General features: G+C 58.6%; 19 protein-coding genes. 5 read left to right on the top strand and 14 right to left on the bottom strand.

The features are described 5' to 3' along the window. Positions 1–43 precede the first annotated feature (43 nt). Entirely contained in the window at positions 44–2,008 is a 1,965-nt protein-coding gene (locus tag ADG881_RS16030; RefSeq protein WP_007149544.1) for a hypothetical protein, read from the top strand. Here ADG881_RS16030 and trmH read toward each other — a convergent pair. Further along, positions 1,971–2,663 (bottom strand): tRNA (guanosine(18)-2'-O)-methyltransferase TrmH, encoded by a 693-nt coding sequence (trmH, locus tag ADG881_RS16025; protein ID WP_007150788.1) that lies wholly within the window; start codon positions 2,661–2,663, stop codon positions 1,971–1,973. The two genes, ADG881_RS16030 and trmH, sit on opposite strands and share 38 nt — an antisense overlap. A gap of 214 nt (positions 2,664–2,877) precedes the next feature. On the opposite strand from trmH, the gene ADG881_RS16020 reads away from it, so the two are divergent. Beyond that, a complete protein-coding gene (locus tag ADG881_RS16020) occupies positions 2,878–4,086 on the top strand; it encodes a CaiB/BaiF CoA-transferase family protein (protein ID WP_007148726.1) in 1,209 nt (402 codons plus the stop codon). Positions 4,087–4,161: 75 nt separating this feature from the next. Then, the gene (locus tag ADG881_RS17635) at positions 4,162–4,335 is read left to right on the top strand and encodes a hypothetical protein (RefSeq protein ID WP_007148446.1); all 174 of its coding nucleotides are present in this window, start codon (positions 4,162–4,164) and stop codon (positions 4,333–4,335) included. Positions 4,336–4,427: 92 nt separating this feature from the next. On the opposite strand, the gene ADG881_RS16015 is transcribed toward ADG881_RS17635, so the two are convergent. Further along, positions 4,428–4,877, bottom strand: coding sequence for a group III truncated hemoglobin (locus ADG881_RS16015; protein ID WP_007149312.1), 450 nt, complete (start codon positions 4,875–4,877; stop codon positions 4,428–4,430). Positions 4,878–4,926: 49 nt separating this feature from the next. Continuing rightward, positions 4,927–5,244 carry a DUF962 domain-containing protein gene (locus tag ADG881_RS16010; RefSeq protein ID WP_007150782.1) on the bottom strand — a complete coding sequence of 106 codons (318 nt, stop codon included), beginning with the start codon at positions 5,242–5,244 and terminating at the stop codon, positions 4,927–4,929. Between the two features lie 278 nt (positions 5,245–5,522). Here ADG881_RS16010 and ADG881_RS16005 point away from each other — a divergent pair, with 278 nt between their 5' ends. Continuing rightward, on the top strand, positions 5,523–6,749 hold the full coding sequence (locus ADG881_RS16005; RefSeq protein WP_007149425.1) for an EstA family serine hydrolase: 1,227 nt from the start codon (positions 5,523–5,525) through the stop codon (positions 6,747–6,749). A 338-nt stretch (positions 6,750–7,087) separates the two neighbouring features. Here the strand turns inward: ADG881_RS16005 and ADG881_RS16000 are convergent, their stop codons facing one another. The 7 genes from ADG881_RS16000 to xerD form a co-directional block, all read right to left on the bottom strand. Beyond that, the gene (locus ADG881_RS16000) at positions 7,088–7,297 is read right to left on the bottom strand and encodes a DUF3565 domain-containing protein (RefSeq protein ID WP_007151029.1); all 210 of its coding nucleotides are present in this window, start codon (positions 7,295–7,297) and stop codon (positions 7,088–7,090) included. 105 nt (positions 7,298–7,402) lie between these two features. Continuing rightward, on the bottom strand, positions 7,403–8,971 hold the full coding sequence (locus ADG881_RS15995; protein ID WP_007148772.1) for a BCCT family transporter: 1,569 nt from the start codon (positions 8,969–8,971) through the stop codon (positions 7,403–7,405). A gap of 623 nt (positions 8,972–9,594) precedes the next feature. Then, complete coding sequence (thrC, locus tag ADG881_RS15990) at positions 9,595–10,677, bottom strand: threonine synthase (RefSeq protein WP_007150588.1); 1,083 nt, start codon at positions 10,675–10,677, stop codon at positions 9,595–9,597. A 167-nt stretch (positions 10,678–10,844) separates the two neighbouring features. Next, the gene (locus ADG881_RS15985) at positions 10,845–12,146 is read right to left on the bottom strand and encodes a homoserine dehydrogenase (RefSeq protein WP_007150774.1); all 1,302 of its coding nucleotides are present in this window, start codon (positions 12,144–12,146) and stop codon (positions 10,845–10,847) included. A 43-nt stretch (positions 12,147–12,189) separates the two neighbouring features. Next, positions 12,190–13,380, bottom strand: coding sequence for an alanine transaminase (gene alaC / locus ADG881_RS15980; RefSeq protein ID WP_007151620.1), 1,191 nt, complete (start codon positions 13,378–13,380; stop codon positions 12,190–12,192). Between the two features lie 121 nt (positions 13,381–13,501). Then, positions 13,502–14,245 (bottom strand): DsbC family protein, encoded by a 744-nt coding sequence (locus tag ADG881_RS15975; protein ID WP_007148481.1) that lies wholly within the window; start codon positions 14,243–14,245, stop codon positions 13,502–13,504. Between the two features lie 45 nt (positions 14,246–14,290). After that, positions 14,291–15,229 (bottom strand): site-specific tyrosine recombinase XerD, encoded by a 939-nt coding sequence (gene xerD, locus ADG881_RS15970; RefSeq protein ID WP_007151399.1) that lies wholly within the window; start codon positions 15,227–15,229, stop codon positions 14,291–14,293. Positions 15,230–15,415: 186 nt separating this feature from the next. Here xerD and ADG881_RS15965 point away from each other — a divergent pair, with 186 nt between their 5' ends. Next, entirely contained in the window at positions 15,416–15,670 is a 255-nt protein-coding gene (locus tag ADG881_RS15965) for a GlsB/YeaQ/YmgE family stress response membrane protein (RefSeq protein ID WP_007148494.1), read from the top strand. Positions 15,671–15,938: 268 nt separating this feature from the next. Here ADG881_RS15965 and rplS read toward each other — a convergent pair whose 3' ends face one another. Genes rplS through rpsP form a run of 4 tightly spaced genes read right to left on the bottom strand, consistent with a single transcriptional unit; the run spans position 15,939 to position 17,939 of the window. Further along, on the bottom strand, positions 15,939–16,295 hold the full coding sequence (gene rplS, locus ADG881_RS15960) for a 50S ribosomal protein L19 (RefSeq protein ID WP_007150853.1): 357 nt from the start codon (positions 16,293–16,295) through the stop codon (positions 15,939–15,941). A gap of 10 nt (positions 16,296–16,305) precedes the next feature. After that, positions 16,306–17,103 (bottom strand): tRNA (guanosine(37)-N1)-methyltransferase TrmD, encoded by a 798-nt coding sequence (gene trmD, locus ADG881_RS15955; protein ID WP_007151604.1) that lies wholly within the window; start codon positions 17,101–17,103, stop codon positions 16,306–16,308. After that, entirely contained in the window at positions 17,104–17,691 is a 588-nt protein-coding gene (gene rimM, locus ADG881_RS15950; RefSeq protein WP_039926972.1) for a ribosome maturation factor RimM, read from the bottom strand. It abuts the gene before it with no gap. After that, positions 17,691–17,939, bottom strand: a complete 249-nt coding sequence (rpsP, locus tag ADG881_RS15945; protein ID WP_007149040.1) for a 30S ribosomal protein S16 — start codon at positions 17,937–17,939, stop codon at positions 17,691–17,693. Before rpsP ends, rimM begins: the two co-directional genes overlap by 1 nt. Positions 17,940–18,116 lie beyond the last annotated feature (177 nt).

Below are 18,116 nucleotides of genomic sequence, written 5' to 3'. Positions count from 1 at the left end.
GGCCTTCATTTTCCTATCCGAAATCGTCGAAGAGAATAACAAAATGACCGGCAGACAGGGATGGATTGGCGTTATCGCGCTACTGCTCAGTGTGACCAGCCCCCTCAAGGCAAGGGAAATCTGGACAGACGGCGTACCCGACGCCTATTTCAAACATTTCGTGGAGTTCTACAAGGCCGATCCCAGTGCCATGGGCCGCTGGGCCACCGGGTTGACTCGCATCTCCACCGAACAGCTGGATTACACCCTTAAAGCGCTGGATACCACCCAGTTCACCTACCTGTACCCCATGGAAATCAAGGGCTACGACCTGCCCCGCCACAACGGCATCCCTACCGAGGAACTGTCGTTAATGGCCGTGCGGGCCGGCAAGCTGATTCCGGTGCCCTACCAGATAGACGAGTTCGACAAGACCGGCCTGATCTGGATTGAGGGTGAAAACGACAGCAAGGCGGAAGGCGAGCCCGGCATTTTTGACGATTTCGATGAACTGGTTTTCATGTTCCGCGATGGCGGCTGGGACCGCTTCGATCCGGCGCAACACACCCTGGCCGAAGGGCAGATGCTGGAAGAAATCCGTCTCGACTCGCCGCGTAACAAACCCCGCTATCTGTATCTGGTGCGCAATAACAGCGAACGTTCACGGGCGGATTATGTGGAGGTGAATCTGGACGAAGGCTGGATCCAGACCACCCTGATGCGCATGGAGTATGAGCCCAAGGATTTCACCCAGATCCAGTCCATGGCACCGCGCCTGGGCCCCCACAAGGACGAAAATGTCTTTGATAATGTGTATGTGAATATCAGCACCGGCATCCTGAACCAGAACCTGCGCGTTGACCTGGATACCCGCAAGAACATCAAGGCCACGCCCCTGGCCGTGCGTGACGGCGCCGTGCGCGCCTCCATGCTGGTCAAGGCGCGGGTCTGGTATGCCTACCTGCCCACCTTTTTCAGCCAGAAATTCCAGGTGGATTTCTACGAACAGTCGGTGACCATTCCCTCCCGGTTCGCCATCGGCAGCATGAAGGTATTGAAGTTTTTCCTGATGTTCCTGCGTGAGCCGCGCATTCACTTTGCCATTGATTTCCAGAACCTGGATGGCGCCCGGCTGACCTTTGATTCCGTCTACAACGACAAACAATACGGGATCGTGGACGGCACCATGAGCGACTTTGAAACCCGCATGAATGCCACCCGCCTGCCCGGTGACTGGCTACACCTGGATTCCAATCAGGGCTGGGAAATGTTCTTCAGCAATCACATGCCGGTAGTGCCCAACGGCCTGTTCGATGCCTTCCTGGATGGCGTGACCATGAACATGTTCTACGAGGATGATGCCAACAGCACCACCAAGTACGAACACGATCCAGGCGCCACCCCACGGCTGGGTTTCCAGAGCGAAGGCATTCCCGATACGGTGATCGACCTGATGGGCGCGATCCCCAAGCTCGACTTCCAGAACATGGACAGCCTGGGCGAAGCCATTGTGGCCCTGGCGGCAGCCGAACAGGACGGCGCATTCGAGAAATACGATGAAGTGGTCAACAAGAAGCTGGCTGAGTTGAAAGCCGATGGTCGCATCGGCACCGTGGATGAGCTGGCCGATGCCTTTATTGCGGATCTGGACCGGATGAATTTCTCCGGCATTCCCCGAGACACCTTCAACCAAATCGTCCACCAGGCCATTGTCGACACCACCCCGGCGGTGGACCAGATTCATCACGGTCAGGTATTGGCCCGAATGATCACCCTGGCCAGCGATCAGGGCATCGATATCCGCCGCCTGCGCTATGCCACCATGGACAACACCCTGTGGTTCCCGGCCTGGGTAGGCGAAGGTGGGGCCAGCGACTTTCAGTGGCAGGTCAGCCACGCCCCGACAGCGACGCCGCTGGGGCCAGTTGCAGTGCCAGCCAGCAAGCCTGCGCATCCCCCCGAGGCGGCACCTGCAGCGGCCGCCCCCGCCGCTACGCCTCTGTCTGGGTCTTCTGCAACAGCGCCGTAAGCGCGGCGCTGTCTTTCACCTGCCCCTCTTCATCCAGCTCGGGATACGGCACCCCGTGGGCATCACACAAGCGGGCAATCCGGGCATAGCCCCAACGGAAAAGCAGCTCGTGGTAGCGATCCGCCGCCACCCGCGGCTGATCATAAAACCCTTTCGCCCGGCGCTGCTCACAGGCTTCGGAAAGAATAATTGCCGCCGCCACACTCACATTGAATGATTCCACCATGCCCATCATGGGAATGGTCACATTCTGATCCACCACGCTGGCCACCTCGTCGCTGACGCCGAATTTTTCGGTCCCCAACAACAGCGCCGTTGGCCGGGTGTAATCCACTTCACGATAGGGGATCGCATCATCGGACAAATGCGCCGCCAGCACCTGTACGCCCTGCCCCTGCAATTCACGGATCACATCGGTGCTTTCATCACGCTTGTGTACCTGTACCCAACGCTGTGATCCCATCGCCGTGCCGGCGGCCATACGCGCCCGGTTTTTGGGTAACACTGCATGCACATCGAGAATTCCCACCGCGTCGCAGGTACGCACAATGGCAGCAATATTATGGGGTTTGTGCACGCCATCCATGATCACAGTCAGGTCAGGCTGGCGGCGGTCCAGGGTCTCGCAAATGCGGCGGTAACGTTCCGGGGTCATGGCTTTTCCTCGTAGCAGGCCGCGGATTGTATAGGGCGCAGCGCGGATGGCAAAACTTCAACCCTCGCTCTGTACCGGTGGCTGCCACTGTTGTCCCCATGACTGTTACGCCAGACTGACGCCAAACAACCGGGCGCGGGCACTTTGGACACTGCCACTCTCCTGCCCAATCCGCTAGGCTTGTGGGCTTGAAAAAACACTCTCTGGAGGCTCCATGACTCAACCCTCATCACGCCGCCTGCCCCTGGACGGAGTACGCGTTATCGAACTGGGACAGCTACTCGCCGGGCCTTTTACCGGCACCCTGCTGGCCTACTTCGGCGCCGATGTGGTGAAAGTGGAACCCCCCGGTGGCGACCCGATTCGCGGTTGGCGCAAACTGGATGAGGACGGCACCTCGTTCTGGTGGCGCAGCCTGGGACGCAACAAGAAATCCGTCACCCTGGATCTGAAAACTGACCAGGGCAAAGCGCTGGCTCGCAAGCTGATGGTAGGCGCCGATGTGGTCATCGAAAACTTCCGCCCGGGCACCATGGAAAACTGGGGCTTGGGCCCGGACAGCTTTGCCACCGACAACCCGGGGCTGATTTATACCCGCATTTCCGGCTACGGCCAGACCGGCCCCTACGCCAGCAAACCCGGCTATGCCTCGGTGTGCGAAGGCATTGGCGGCCTGCGCTACGTAAACGGCTTTCCCGGCGAGCGCCCGGTGCGCCCCAACCTCTCATTGGGCGACACCATTGCCGGACTGCACGCAGCGCTGGGCATTTTGCTCGCACTGTTCGAGCGACAAAACAGCCAGCAAGGCCAGGTTGTCGATGTGGCCTTGTACGAGTCCGTGTTCAATCTTCTCGAGGGAGTCATACCGGAATTCGACGGGGCCGGAGTCATTCGTGAACCCGCCGGCTCCACTGTCACCGGCATTGTGCCCACCAATACCTACCGCTGCGCCGATCGCAAGTTCGTGGTGATCGGCGGCAATGGCGATTCCATTTTCAAACGCTTGATGACCGCCGCCGGCCGTCCCGATATGGCCAAGGATCCCGCCATGGCCAACAACGCCGGTCGCGTGGAGCACGAAGAGGCCATCGACGCCGCGCTGGACAGCTGGTGCCGCAGCCTGCCCAGCGATGAAATCCTGGCCATTCTCGAAGAAGCCCGGGTGCCCTCCGGCCCTATCTATTCCGTGGCCGACATGATGCAGGACCCACACTTCCAGGCCCGCGGCCTGTTCCAGCAGGTGGAAATCAACGGCAAACCGCTCAAGGTCCCTGCCATTACGCCACGGCTGGCCGACACCCCCGGCGAAACCCGCTGGCCCGGTGGCGAGGTGGGCAGCCATAACCACGCCGTGCTCCGTGATGAGCTGGGATTGAGTGACGCAGAATTTGCAGACCTGCAGGCACAGGGCATTATTGGCTAACGCCAACGGCATTATTGACGGCGACATAGCCACAGCGTTAAAAATAAAAAACGTCATCGAAAGCAGGACATCATCATGACCCAGATTCTCTGGATTGGCGTGTGCGTTGTTGCGGTGGGCTTGCTGGCCACGGGCCTGTATTTTCATCTCCGGCGCCAGGCTCTCGGTTCCGACCCCATCCTGATCGGGAGTTGCTACCTCAGCGGCGCCGGCCTGTTGGCCGGCAACATGGTGCTGCCGCTGTTCTGATCCGCTTGCTGGCGCCCGGCACCGAATGCCTGATGAGAAAGGCCAAAAGCCTGGAATCGGCTCATCACCCCATTCCGCGGTGAGCCCACTTTTCAGCCCTCTCCAGAGCCATGGCCCCGTCGGGCACTGAGCTGCATATACAGATTATGCATGACACGCTGGGCGATCAGCCGAGCGCGGTCGGTCATCGGCCCGGCAAAGCGCCCCTCCAGATTCGCCATAAAATGGCCCAGCCACCGCTCGTGATGCTCCCCGGTAAGCGGCTCGCGATCATCCAGTGCCCGGTGTTTTGCCATCATATGGCGCTGATAGTCCTGCTCGCCCAACAACATTTTGTACCAATACTGGCAGATGGTGGGCAGGTGCTGTTGCAGATCAATTCCCGCCACCTCCAGAAACACCGGCGCCATGACCGGATCCTTCAGCAAGCGCTGATAAAACCCGTGCACCATGGCGTCAATATTTTCCCGGCAATCCAGGTCAGGCAGGTCACTATCCTTGGCCGCCGTTTCTCCCGGCCGAAAAACCCCAACCGCGGTCATTACTCCCTCCGCGTGCCAGCGTGAAGCGTGGTGCGGGATGCGTCTCCTGCTACCACTCAATACGCCCGATGAGGATATCCTTGAACATGACAAAATCACCGGCAAGGCTGTACCAGGGGTGTTTGAAGGTAGCCGGGCGATTTTTTTCAAAAACATAGTGCCCCACCCAGGCGAAGCCATAGCCCACCACCGGTAACAGCAGCAGCCCCCAAAGATTGCCGGTCATGAACACGCCGGCCAGCACGCCAAACAGGCCCAGGGTGCCGAAGAAGTGCAGCCGGCGACAGGTGGGGTTGCCATGCTCCTGGAGGTAATAGGGATAAAACTCCGCGAAGCTCTGAAAATCAGATTGCTTGATGGTCTCCATGGGACCTCCTGTTAAATGCTCTTGTTCTCAGTATTAAGCTTGCCACAGCGCTCAGCCCCATTCTTGTAACCAGCGGCTGACGGGTAAACATTCCGCTCCAGTGTAACGCAATGGCAGGGTTTCAACGGGTCAATTTATTGTGATTTGACGCCAATCGGATGGCACAGCCAGCCATTGCAGTCCCCCCTTGATCATGGACAATGGCGTACTTTCACAATAAATATAGTGTCGACCTTTATACTCGGCGCCCTGCACTCCCCATTTTTTGCGAGACTTTTATGGCCCTTCGCCCGCGTGTACGCCGCCTGATCAGCAAACATGGCAACCCTATTCCCCGCAGCCTCGACGGGCTGATTCAGCACGGTGATGAAGCGCCACTGGACAAGACCGGCATGGGCTCCGAACAGGTTGAGTCTATCTGGCGAGCCACACGCAAGCTCTATCGCAGCGGCATGAGCCCGGCGATCAGCCTCTGCCTGCGCCGCCACGGCGAGATCATGCTAAACCGCAGCATCGGCTACGCCGACCCGACCACCCAGCGCATCATGACACCGGATACCCCCGTATGCCTGTTCTCTGCTTCCAAAGTGGTCAGCGCCATGCTGGTACATCATCTGGTGGAACAGGGTCAACTTGATCTGGACGACCCCGTGACACGCTACCTGCCCGCTTACGGGCAGAACGGCAAGGGCCGTACCACGCTGCGCCACCTGCTTACCCATCAGGCCGGGATTCCCCGCCCGCAGGAACCGGTGGAAGCCGACATTCTCTATCGGCCCCAGGAGATTATCGACATCCTCTGCGCCGCCAAGCCCAGTGGCTTCAATACCCAGGCCTACCACGCGATAACCGCCGGCTTTATTCTTGGCGCCGTGGTGGAAGCGGTAACCGGAGAATCGCTGAACGCCACCCTCGACCGGGTCATTCGCCAGCCCATGGGAATGAAGTATTTCACCTTCGGGAACACCGGCGCCGAACGGGCCGTCGATGTATCCACCGGGCTCCCCCTGAAACTGGTGGACCTGTTCCTCAGCTACGCGGTGGGCGGCAGTATCGATGAAGTCGTGGAAGTGACCAACGACGACCGTTTCCAGGAAGCCACCGTACCGGCAGGCAACCTCTACGCCACCGCGGAAGAAGCCAGCCGCTTTTTCCAGATGCTGCTGAACGGCGGCCGCTATGGCGACCAGCAGATTTTCCAGCCAGACACCGTGGCCCGCGCCCTGGAGCCAGCCTACCATCGCCCCCGCTTCGACCGGACGCTGATGCTGCCACTGAACTTCTCCAACGGCTTTATGCTCGGCAACCGGGGCATGGGCATGTTCGGCCCCGGCGCCCCAAAATCCTTTGGGCATTTGGGCTTCATCAGCATTTACTGCTGGGCGGATCCACAACGGGCGTTAAGCGGCGCCCTGCTGACCACGGGCAAAGGCGTGATTGGCCCGCACCTGCCGGCCCTGTTTGGCTTGCAGCACACCATCAACCGGCATACCAAGTTACGCTGAACGCCTGACGCCTGACGCCTGACGCCTGACGCCTGACGATCGCGAGCCTGCACAAGGGGAACAGACAGTTTCGAGCTACGAGTTTCGAAAGGCAAAACCAGCCGCCTAATTCATGGGGTAGGGTTTTGATCTTCGAAACTCCTTACTCGTAACTCGCTTCTGCTATTTCGCTGTCGCTCGGATCACTTGCAGCCAAGCTCCTACAGCGGCTTCGCCCCCCCCCCGCGTTTGCGCAAGGGATCTCCGCCTAAAGCATCGCGGTGGAACCACCGCTCCTAGAGGGCGTACCGGCTTTCACGGGTTTTACGGGTTGCGTGAAGCGTGGAGCGTGCAGCGGCTCATTCCGGCACTGGCATGCCCCGCTGACACTGGGTGCAGGTCACCACCATATCCAGATGCTGCCGGCGGCCCTCCTCGCTCACCGCCCAGGGGCGGTTAATAAAGGGCGGCTGGTGACGAACGTGCTGGCGGTGGCCGCAGGACAGTAACATGATCCAATCCCCCACCTCGTCCTGCTCAAACCCGTTGACCGTTACCTGAAAAGACATGCGTGCCTCCTCTGTCAGTCTTCCCGTCATGCGCTCGGCATTCGCATATGACACCCAAAAAAATGCCCGCATCAGCGGGCATTTTTAGGGATCAACAGAACGGGATCAAGCCAGTTTAAGGCGCTTGCGTTCCGCCGACAGGGCAATAAACAGGCTGACGCACATCAACAACAACACGATGGTGAACGGCAACCCGGTTGTGACAGCCCCTGATTGCAGAGCCTTCAGGGCTTCCTTGCCACCGCCATACAGCAGTACACCCGCAATCAGGCCTTCCATAACGGCCCAGAAAATGCGCTGGGGCACCGGTGCATCCACCTTGCCACCCGCCGTAATGGAGTCGATCACCAGAGAGCCGGAGTCCGACGAGGTCACGAAGAAAATCAGGACCAGTGCAATCGCCATAAAGGAAATGATGCCGGTCCACGGCAGATGCGCCAGCATCTGGAACATAGCCAGCGATGCATCACTCACCCCGTTGGCCAGTTCACCCACGCCGTTGATGGATTGTTCCAGCCCTGTGCCACCAAAGGTGCTCATCCAGATAATGGTAATCACCGTGGGCACCAACAGCACCGCCACAATAAACTCACGCACGGTGCGTCCCTTGGAAATGCGGGCAATAAACATCCCCACAAACGGTGACCAGGAAATCCACCAGGCCCAATAGAACACGGTCCAGCCATGCATCCACTCACTGTCTTCACGGCCAAACCAGGTACTCAGCGGAATGATATTACTGATGTAATCCACCGCAGTGGTGCCAAAGCCGGTGATGATCAGCATGGTAGGCCCGGCGACAATCACGAAGAGCAGCAAAAAGACGGCCAGGCTCATATTGATGTTACTGAGCAGCTTCACGCCGCCATCTAGACCGCGCACCACCGAGAGCACCGCGACAGCAGTAACACCGACAATAATACCGACCTGAACATTGATCGCATTGGGCGTATCAAATAGGAAATGCAGGCCACCGGCCGCTTGCTGAGCACCCAGACCCAGCGACGTCGCCAAACCGAAGATGGTGGCCAGCACCGCCAAGATATCGATGATATGGCCCGGCCAGCCCCAGCACCGTTCACCCAGTAGCGGGTAGAACGCAGAGCGGATCGTCAGGGGCATGCCCTTGTTATAAGTGAAGAAGGCCAACGACAACGCCACTACGGCGTAAATCGCCCAGGGGTGCAGCCCCCAGTGATACATGGTCGCCCCCATGGCCGTATGTCGCGCCGCTTCCGACCCGGCTTCCACCGCCAGCGGCGTGCCGTACCACTGGCCATTCAGGTAGGCCACCGGCTCCGCCACACTCCAGAACATGAGACCAATCCCCATGCCCGCCGCAAACAACATGGCGAACCAGGAAAGCGTGGAAAATTCCGGTTTGGCACTCTGCCCGCCCAGGCGGATTTTACCCAGCGGCAGCACCGCCAACAGCAGGCAGAACAATACAAAGAAATTGCCACTGACCATGAACAGCCAGTCGAAATGCTCAATCGCCCAGCCCTTGGAGCCATTCAGCAAGGCGTTGGCCTGTTCCGGGAAGATCAGCGTGCCGATCACAAAGGTAAGAATCAGTACAGCACTGATAAAGAAGACAGGATTGTGCATGTCCATTCCCATGACCTGCACATTGTCCTGGCCGACGTCATAGTCGGTCTCGTAATCAATTTTCATTTAAGCTCCGTATTCCGTCTTGCTTCGAGGGGCAGATTATCTGCCTTTCAGCCAGTCGGTCCGGACGATGCGAGGAAACCGGGTTGGGCTCCTCTATAGCTTCACAGCCAGACATCACCTGAACGCGAAGCGACCCTTCTGGTCGCAGCCTTGATCAGATCGTCAACAATACAAATGCGCTGCAATCCCTTGGACAAGGGAGCCATACGGGGCCCCGGTAACGTTTGGCGTCGCCAATAACGATGCTTTCATCAGTCTCTCCCTTCTTTGTCGTCTTTAAACAGACTAAATAGTGGTCGACCAATGTCAAATACCTCTCTGTGGCTATGCACCAGCACGCACAAAGTTCGGATCAGCAGAGAGCAAGACATCAGTCAGGGGTTGGCCGGGAAGAATCCAGCCAAGGCATGGGCGCAGTCAGCCCAGAGAGGAGGTGTTACACGTAGGTGGTTTCAGTAATCTCGACACCGGGTCGTCGTTCCTTTCGCCACAAAAGAGCGCGCATGGTAGCACATCGTGACGATGCCTGCCTTTTCCCCGCGCACCCCTGCAGGCACCAGCGGCAGAGATAACTATAAAAAAACGGAGCCGAAGGCTCCGTTTTTTTATTACGCCTGAAGCGATCAGGACATGTTGGACAGGATCGCGCCTTTCACCGCATCCAGATCCGCATCGATGGTGACCATGCGGCTATCCTGGCACTGGGCAATGGCGGTATCCGGGTCTTTCAGGCCGTTACCCGTCAAGGTGCAGACGATGGTAGAGCCTTCCGGAATCTTGCCGGCCTTGATGTCGCGCATGGCGCCACCGATGGAGGCCGCAGAGGCGGGTTCACAGAAGATCCCTTCTTTCTCGGCCAACAATTTCTGTGCTGTCAGGATTTCGTGATCGCTAAGCTCGTCGAACCAGCCTTTGGATTCTTCCTGCAGTTTCCAGGCCTTGTCCCAGGACTGCGGGTTGCCGATACGAATGGCCGTTGCCACGGTTTCCGGATCGCTCACTCGCTCGCCACGCATGAACGGCGCGGCACCTTCGGCCTGGTAACCCACCATTTTCGGGGCGGCATTGACGATGCCAGACTTGTGGTATTCGCTGTAACCCATCCAGTGCGCGGTGATATTACCGGCATTGCCCACCGGCAGGCAGTGGTAATCCGGGGCGCGGCCCAGCTCTTCGACGATTTCGAAAGCAGCAGACTTCTGCCCCTGCAGACGGTACGGGTTAACCGAGTTCACGATGGTCACCGGTGCCTTCTCGGCCACCTGTTTCACCAGTTCCATGCCTTGGTCGAAATTGCCACGGATCTGCATGATTACGGCACCGTACATCATTGCCTGGGCCAGCTTGCCCATGGCAATTTTGCCTTCCGGAATCAGTACAAAAGCGGTAATCCCGGCACGGGCGGCATAGGCAGCAGCGGCCGCAGACGTGTTGCCGGTGGAGGCACAGATGATGGCATTGCTGCCTTCTTCCACGGCCTTGGTCACCGCCATGGTCATGCCCCGGTCCTTGAAGGAACCGGTGGGATTAAGGCCTTCGTATTTGACGTAGATATCTACGTCCTTGCCCAGCAGCTTGGGGATATTCTTCAAGCGAATCAACGGGGTATTCCCCTCGCCCAGGCTGATGATCGGCGTGTCATCATTCACCGGCAGGTGGTCACGGTAACGGTTGATCAGGCCGGTGTAACGGTCACGAAAAGGCATGGTTTTGGTCTCTGCTGCTAGTGTAAAGCCTCTAAGCTAGGCTCTGCGGTTCTCAAAAATCAGGGGTTCTTGCCAGACTGCCCGACGCCGGAAGCCAAACGCCTGACGGTGAACCTTGGGTGGATTCTAACGCGTCTGGCCTCCGGCGTCTGGCTTCCGGCGTTTAATCAAGCGTCCAGCGTCTCTACCCTGATACGCATTATATCGCTATTCACGGCTTCAAGGGCACCGATCTTGGCCAGGGCTGCGCTCATGTCCCCTTCGCGCACCACGTGAGTCATCATCACGATAGGCACCAGGCCCTGGTCCACTTCACGCTGTACCAGTGCATCAATGCTGACATTGTTATCACTGAGGATGCGAGTCACGTCGGCCAGCACGCCGGTCTTGTCCTGCACGTGCAGGCGCAGGTAGAAGCTGCAGGACACGTCATCGATGGTCAGAATCGGCTCATCGGACATCTGGTCGGTGTGGAAGCCCAGATACGGTACACGCTCGTCGTGGTCCACGGTCAGTGCGCGGCCCAGCTCGATGATGTCAGCCACGACAGCGGAAGCCGTCGGCTCGGCACCGGCGCCGGCGCCGTAGAACAGGGTCGGCCCCACCGCATCGCCATCGATCATGATGGCGTTCATCACGCCATTCACGGCAGACAGCATGGTTTCCTTGGGAATCAGGGTCGGGTGCACACGCAGCTCGATGCCGTTACCGGTGTCCTTGGCAATCCCCAGGTGTTTGATGCGGTAACCGAAATGCGCGGCGCTGGCCACGTCTTCGGTGGTAATCCGGCTGATCCCCTCGGTGTAAACCTTGGAAAACTGCAGCGGAATACCGAATGCAATGGAAGCCAGAATCGTCAGCTTGTGGGCTGCATCAATACCTTCTACGTCGAAGGTGGGGTCCGCTTCCGCGTAACCCAGCGCTTGCGCTTCTGCCAGCACGTCATCAAAGGCCCGGCCACCCTCTTCCATTTCGGTGAGGATGAAGTTGCCGGTGCCATTGATAATGCCCGCCAGCCAGTTCACATGGTTCGCGGCCAGGCCTTCACCCAGTGACTTGAGGATCGGAATCCCGCCGGCCACAGAAGCTTCGAACGCCACGTCCACGCCATTATCCTGGGCGGCCTGGAAGATTTCGTTGCCGTGCTCGGCGATCAACGCCTTGTTGGCGGTGACCACGTGCTTGCCGTTCTTGATGGCGGTAAGCACCAACTCACGGGCGGTCTCAATGCCGCCAATGAGCTCTACCAGAATGTCGATATCCGGGTCTGTCGCCACTGCAAAAATATCGCGGGAAAGACGAATATCACGGGTATCACAGGCCGCATTGTCGCGGCGGGCACCGATATGGGTAATTTCAATCGGACACCCCACGCGGCGAGCAATATCCCGCGCGTTACGCTTCAGTACATTCACGGTGCCTGAACCCACCGTGCCCAGACCAGCAATACCCACCTTCACCGACTTCACGTCATTTCCTCTCTTTATGCAGGGGCGCACAAGGCGCAGCCTGTTAGCCCAGCAGCCCATCCTGACGGAACATCTTCTTGATGCCGCGCATGGCCTGCCGGGTACGTTGTTCGTTCTCGATCAGCGCAAAACGCACATGATCGTCACCGTAGTCGCCAAAACCAATGCCCGGCGACACTGCTACACCCGCTTCGGTGAGCAGCTTCTTGGAAAACTCCAGCGAGCCCATGGCCCGATAGGGTTCGGGGATTTCGGCCCAGACAAACATGGTGGCACGGGGTTTTTCCACCGGCCAGCCAATGTCGCCCAGCCCTTCCACCAGCACATCCCGGCGCTGGCGATACATTTCGCAGATTTCGGCAACGCAACTCTGGTCCCCTTCCAGCGCGGCAATGGCCGCCACCTGAATCGGGGTAAAGGTGCCGTAATCCATGTATGACTTGATGCGTGCCAAGGCGTGGATCAGCTCTTTATTGCCGCAGCAGAAGCCCACCCGCCACCCGGGCATGTTGTAGCTCTTGGACAGGGAAAAGAACTCCACCGCCACATCCTTGGCGCCTTCCACCTGCAAAATGGAGGGGGCCTTGTAGCCATCGAAAACGATGTCCGCGTAGGCGATATCGTGCACCACCCAGATCTGGTGCTCACGGGCAATGGCCACCACTTTCTCGAAGAAATCCAGCTCCACACACTGAGCCGTGGGGTTACCGGGGAAATTCAGCACCAGCATTTTCGGCTTCGGCCAGGATTCCTTGATCGCCCGTTCCAGCTCCACAAAGAAATCCACGCCCTTCACCATGGGTACGTGGCGGATATCCGCATTGGAAATCACGAACCCATAGGGGTGAATCGGGTAGCTGGGGTTCGGCACCAGCACGGTGTCCCCGGGGCCCATGGTAGCCAGTGCCAGATGCGCCAGGCCTTCCTTGGAACCAATGGTGACAATGGCCTCGGATTCCGGGTCCAGCTCCACGTCATAACGACGCTGGTACCAGTCCGTCATGGCCTTGCGCAAGCGAGGGATCCCCCGGGACTGCGAATAACGGTGGGTATCGCCCCGCTGGGCGGTTTCTGTCAGCTTATCGACAATATGCTTTGGCGTGGGCTGATCCGGATTGCCCATGCTGAAATCGATAATATCCTCACCCCGCGCTCGCGCTGCCGCCTTCATCTCTCCAACAATATTGAAGACATAGGGAGGCAAACGACGGATTCGCTGGAAATCGGTTTCCACGACAGCACCTTGGGTGGGAGTAAAAGAAGGCCGACACATTAACGGCGCAACCCCGCGTCGTCAATGTGCCGGCACCGTGTTTACGGCAGCAAAGCGCCGTAATACGGGGGATACAGGCGAATCAGTCCAGCCGCTTGAGCATATCTTCCGGGGTCAGATAGCCGCCCAGCTGCTTGCCTTCGGTGGTGTAGATCGCCGGTGTACCGCGAACCCCGAATGTGAGGCCCAGCTCATATTGCTCATCAACCGGCTTGGCGCACTCGCCCAGCTCTGCATTGTTGATCTTGTCATTGAGTTTGGCATCCGACAGCGCCTGCTGGCGGTCTTGCGCACACCAGATATGACGCATGGAAGCCGCCGCCTTGGTGGTCGGGCCACCGCGGGGGAAGGCCAGGTAGTGGACCGTCACGCCGGACGCCATGTATTCGTCGATATGGCGATGCAGTTTGCGGCAATACCCGCAGGTAATGTCGGTGAACACGTACACTTCCACTTTCTCGTCTTCAGCGGCGTAAGTGATCATGTCGTCCTTGTTCAGCTCCTTGATACCTTCAGCGCGAACCTTTTCCAGGCGCTGCTCCGCCGGATTGACCACCTCTCCGTCTTTCAGCTCAAGCAACTTGCCGATCATGATAAAACGGCCGTCTTCGCTCATGTAAACGGTTTCACTCCCGTTTACTTCCAGCGCCAGCATGCCCGCCATGGGCGCAGCACGCACATCACTGACTTCAACAGCAGGAAAAGCTTTCTCGAAAGCCGCTTTCGCCTGTTCACCATCGATCTCGGCGTTACCCTTGGCGGTTTCAGAACTGGCGCCACATGCGGTCATCAGCCCCAACAATACAAACAGCAAAACCTTTTTCATTGTGTCGTTACTCCTTCTCTTACCTGTGAGAACCCGCCAGCTGGCTCAGGTTCCCGATCGGGGGTGATGTTTCTGGTAGACGTCTTGTAACCGCTGTTGTGCCACATGGGTGTAGATCTGGGTCGTCGACAGATCCGAGTGCCCCAGCAGCAGCTGTACCACCCGCAAATCCGCGCCGTGATTCAACAGGTGCGTGGCAAATGCATGCCGCAGTGTATGGGGAGAGAGCTTTTTTTGCACCCCCGCGACCACTGCCAACTGCTTGATTCGATGCCAGAATGTTTGCCGTGTCATACAGGTGCCACGGCGGCTGGGAAAGAGCAGCTCCTGATTGCCACCCTGCTGATCCGCGGCCAGCAACTGGGGGCGACCCTCCTGCGCATAACGAGCCAGCCAGTGCAGCGCCTCTTCCCCCAGCGGCACCAGCCGCTCCTTGTCGCCTTTGCCGATCACCCGGATCAGCCCCTGGCGCGGATTGATCTGGCTCTGGGTCAATGTCACCAGTTCCGTCACCCGCAGGCCCGTGGCATAGAGCACCTCCAGCATGGCACGGTCACGCAGGCCCAGCGGCGTGGACAGGTCCGGCGCCGCCAGCAGGGCTTCCACATCCGCTTCGCTCAAGGTCTTTGGCAACGGCCTGCCCAGCTTGGGTCGCTCGATCAGCAGTGCCGGATCCTCCGCAATGCGGCCTTCCCGCTTGAGCCAGCGGTAAAAGCTTTTCACCGCCGACAGCTGCCGGGCAACGGAGCGTGCACTGAGGCCTTGCTGGTGGCGGGCGGCAAGGAACTCCAGCAATTGATACCGCTCGCAGGCCAGCAAAGTCGCCTGTTGATGCTGCAACCAGACAGCGAGCTGGCTAATGTCCCGACGATAATTGGACAGGCTGTGCTCACTCAGGCCTTTCTCCAGCCACTGCTGGTCCAGCCAGCTATCAATCAGCCGACCATGCGCATCCGTTGGTTGCCCGTCCGTTTCCGTTCCCATTACGCCATGAAGCCTTATTCAAAGAGAAAAAACAATGAGTTACCCAGCACCAACGCCTTTCCGCCCCTGCGGCTCTTTTACCAAATATTACGCATAGCGCCGACGTCATTAACGACAAACACCGCGATTTAGGGCAACAATGGAGACCAGCAAAATTTCAAGAAATCGTCACCAAGGAGAGGAATCGTGGGAATTTTATCCTGGATTGTATTCGGCCTGATCGCCGGCATCATCGCTAAATGGATTATGCCGGGGAAGGACCCGGGCGGCTTTATTGTTACTACGCTGATCGGTATCGCTGGTGCCGTGGTCGGTGGCTGGCTGGGCTCCATTACCGGCCTGGGCGGTTCCGTCAGCGGCTTCAGTCTGGGCAGCTTCATCACCGCCATCGTCGGCGCGCTGGTGCTGCTGGCCCTGTACCGGATGGTAAAGAAAGGCTAGAAGCCTGATGCCAATGATGGAACCGTAGGGCGGAAATACCCTGTCGGAGATGGGCTCACGCCCATTTCCGACCTACAACGCAGCGGAAGACGTTGCAGGTTTGTCTTGCGTCTTGCGTGAGGCAGCCGCAGAGCGACCAACAAAAAAGCCGCTTCCTTCCGGGAAGCGGCTTTTTTGTTGGAGCAATCTACCGGGCCAGAGGTTGATTTCGCATGCCCTACAGCAAAGGCTAAACCAACATTCGCTCGCGGTAGAAGGAATCCGCAATCTACCGGATTTTTTCTTTGATCCGTGCGGACTTACCAGAGCGATCACGCAGGTAGTAAAGCTTGGCGCGGCTCACATCACCACGACGGTTCACCTGGATGGAATCGATCAGCGGGCTATGCAGCTGGAATACACGCTCAACGCCCACACCGTGAGAGATCTTGCGCACGGTAAATGCAGAGTTCAGGCCACGGTTACGACGAGCGATAACCACACCCTGGAACGCCTGCAGACGCTCACGGGTACCTTCCTTTACTTTCACTTGCACGGTAACGGTGTCACCGGCGCCGAATTCCGGTACTTCGGTTTTCAGCTGGGCATTTTCGATGCCCTGGATAATAAGGTTCTTGCCACTCATGGCAGTGCTCCTAATCAGAGTTTTTTGCTGTACGCGACGACTGCTCGGCGATGTATTCGTCCAGCAGTTGTTGCTCTTCATTGCTCAAGCCCCGCGCCCGGCGGGCCTCCAGCAGGTCCGGACGCTGTTTCCAAGTCCGTCCCAACGCCTGCTTAAGGCGCCAGCGGCGAATCAGCGCGTGATTGCCACTGAGCAGTACCGGTGGCACTGCCTGCTCGCCATACACCTCCGGGCGGGTGTAATGCGGGCAATCGAGCAGGTTTTCGAATTCACCCGAAAAAGAATCCTGCTCGGCGGAATCCTGGTGACCCAGCACTCCGGGAATCAATCGGCTGACCGCATCGATCAGCACCAACGCCGGCAGTTCGCCGCCGCTTAGCACGTAGTCGCCGATGGATATCTGCTCATCCACCTCGGCATCAAGCAACCGCTCGTCTACGCCCTCGTAACGCCCCGCCAACAAGATCAGGCCGGGCTGCTCCGCCAACGCCGCGGCCTTGGCCTGGGTCAGCGGCTGCCCTTGCGGGGACAGATAAACCACTTTCGCTGCCGGGTTGGCAGTGCGTGCAGCCTGCAGGGCTTTCGCCAAGGGCTCCACTTTCATCACCATGCCGGGGCCGCCACCAAAAGGGCGATCGTCCACGGTGCGGTGGCGGTCTTCAGTGAAATCCCGAGGATTCACCGTTTCCACCTGCAGCTGGCCGTTTTCCACGGCCCGCCGGGTCACGCCGAAGTCAGTAATCGCCTGCGCCATCTCCGGAAACAGTGTTACCAGAGTGACGGCAAACGGAGGCTTCGTCGCCATCATTTAAAAATCCGGGTCCCAATCCACTGTCATCTGCCCTTCTGCAAGGCTGATGGCAGTAATCACGTCATCCGGGAGCCAGGGAATCAGCCGTTCACGCCGATCCAGGCTATTGCTGTCACCGCGAACCACGACAACGTCGTTGGCACCGGTTTCCAGCATTCGCGTCACCTTGCCCAGGTCCATGCCATTCACATGTTTTACCCGCAGGCCAATCAGGTCACGCCAGTAGTACTCGCCCTGCCCGGATTGTGGCAGCAAATCCGCGGGTACGCCGATCTCCTGCCCCACCAGGGCCGCTGCCGCTTCCCGGTCGGTAATCCCTTCCAGTTGCGCAATCAGGCCTTTCCCCTGAGGGCGGAATCCGGTCACTTTCACCGGTTTCCACTCTCCACCTGAGGGCTGACCACTTGAATGCGGGCCACCCTGTTTCAGGTGCCAGGGCTGGTACTGCTGGAGGTTGTCCATCGGATCGGTATGGGAATACACCTTTACCCACCCTTTGACGCCGTGCACCCCGAGGATGCGGCCGACGACCTCCAGCCTGGAGGACGCGCCCTCTTCAGAAGAGGATTGTCCTCGCTCTGCCATCAGGCTGCCTTACGGGCCTGCTTGGCGAGGGTCTTAACACGGTCAGACAGCTGTGCACCCTTGGCAACCCAGGCATCCAGGCTTTCCAGGTTCAGCTTGAGAGGGATTTCACCGCCACGGGCGATGGGGTTGTAGAAACCCAGTTGCTCAATGAAACGACCATCACGTGAGTAACGGCTATCAGCAACAACGATGCTATAGAACGGACGCTTCTTGGAACCGCCACGAGCGAGACGAATAACTACCATGGTTTACGTACCTTTTTATCAATCCGGTTTCCCGGCCGGACTATCGGGAAAGACAGCCAGACCATCGTATCCGCTTGAAAGCCACCCGTGAAAAGCACGGAGAGGCCGCGAAGGGCGCGAATTATACAGGGAGATGCACCACGCAACAAGCTCCACGCAACACGGTTGCACAGCAGC

Origin of the sequence: Alcanivorax sp. DG881, assembly GCF_000155615.1 — a bacterium.
Classification (GTDB): Bacteria; Pseudomonadota; Gammaproteobacteria; order Pseudomonadales; family Alcanivoracaceae; genus Alcanivorax.
Note: the sequence above shows the minus strand (reverse complement) of the source record. Positions and strands in the feature narration are given on the sequence as shown.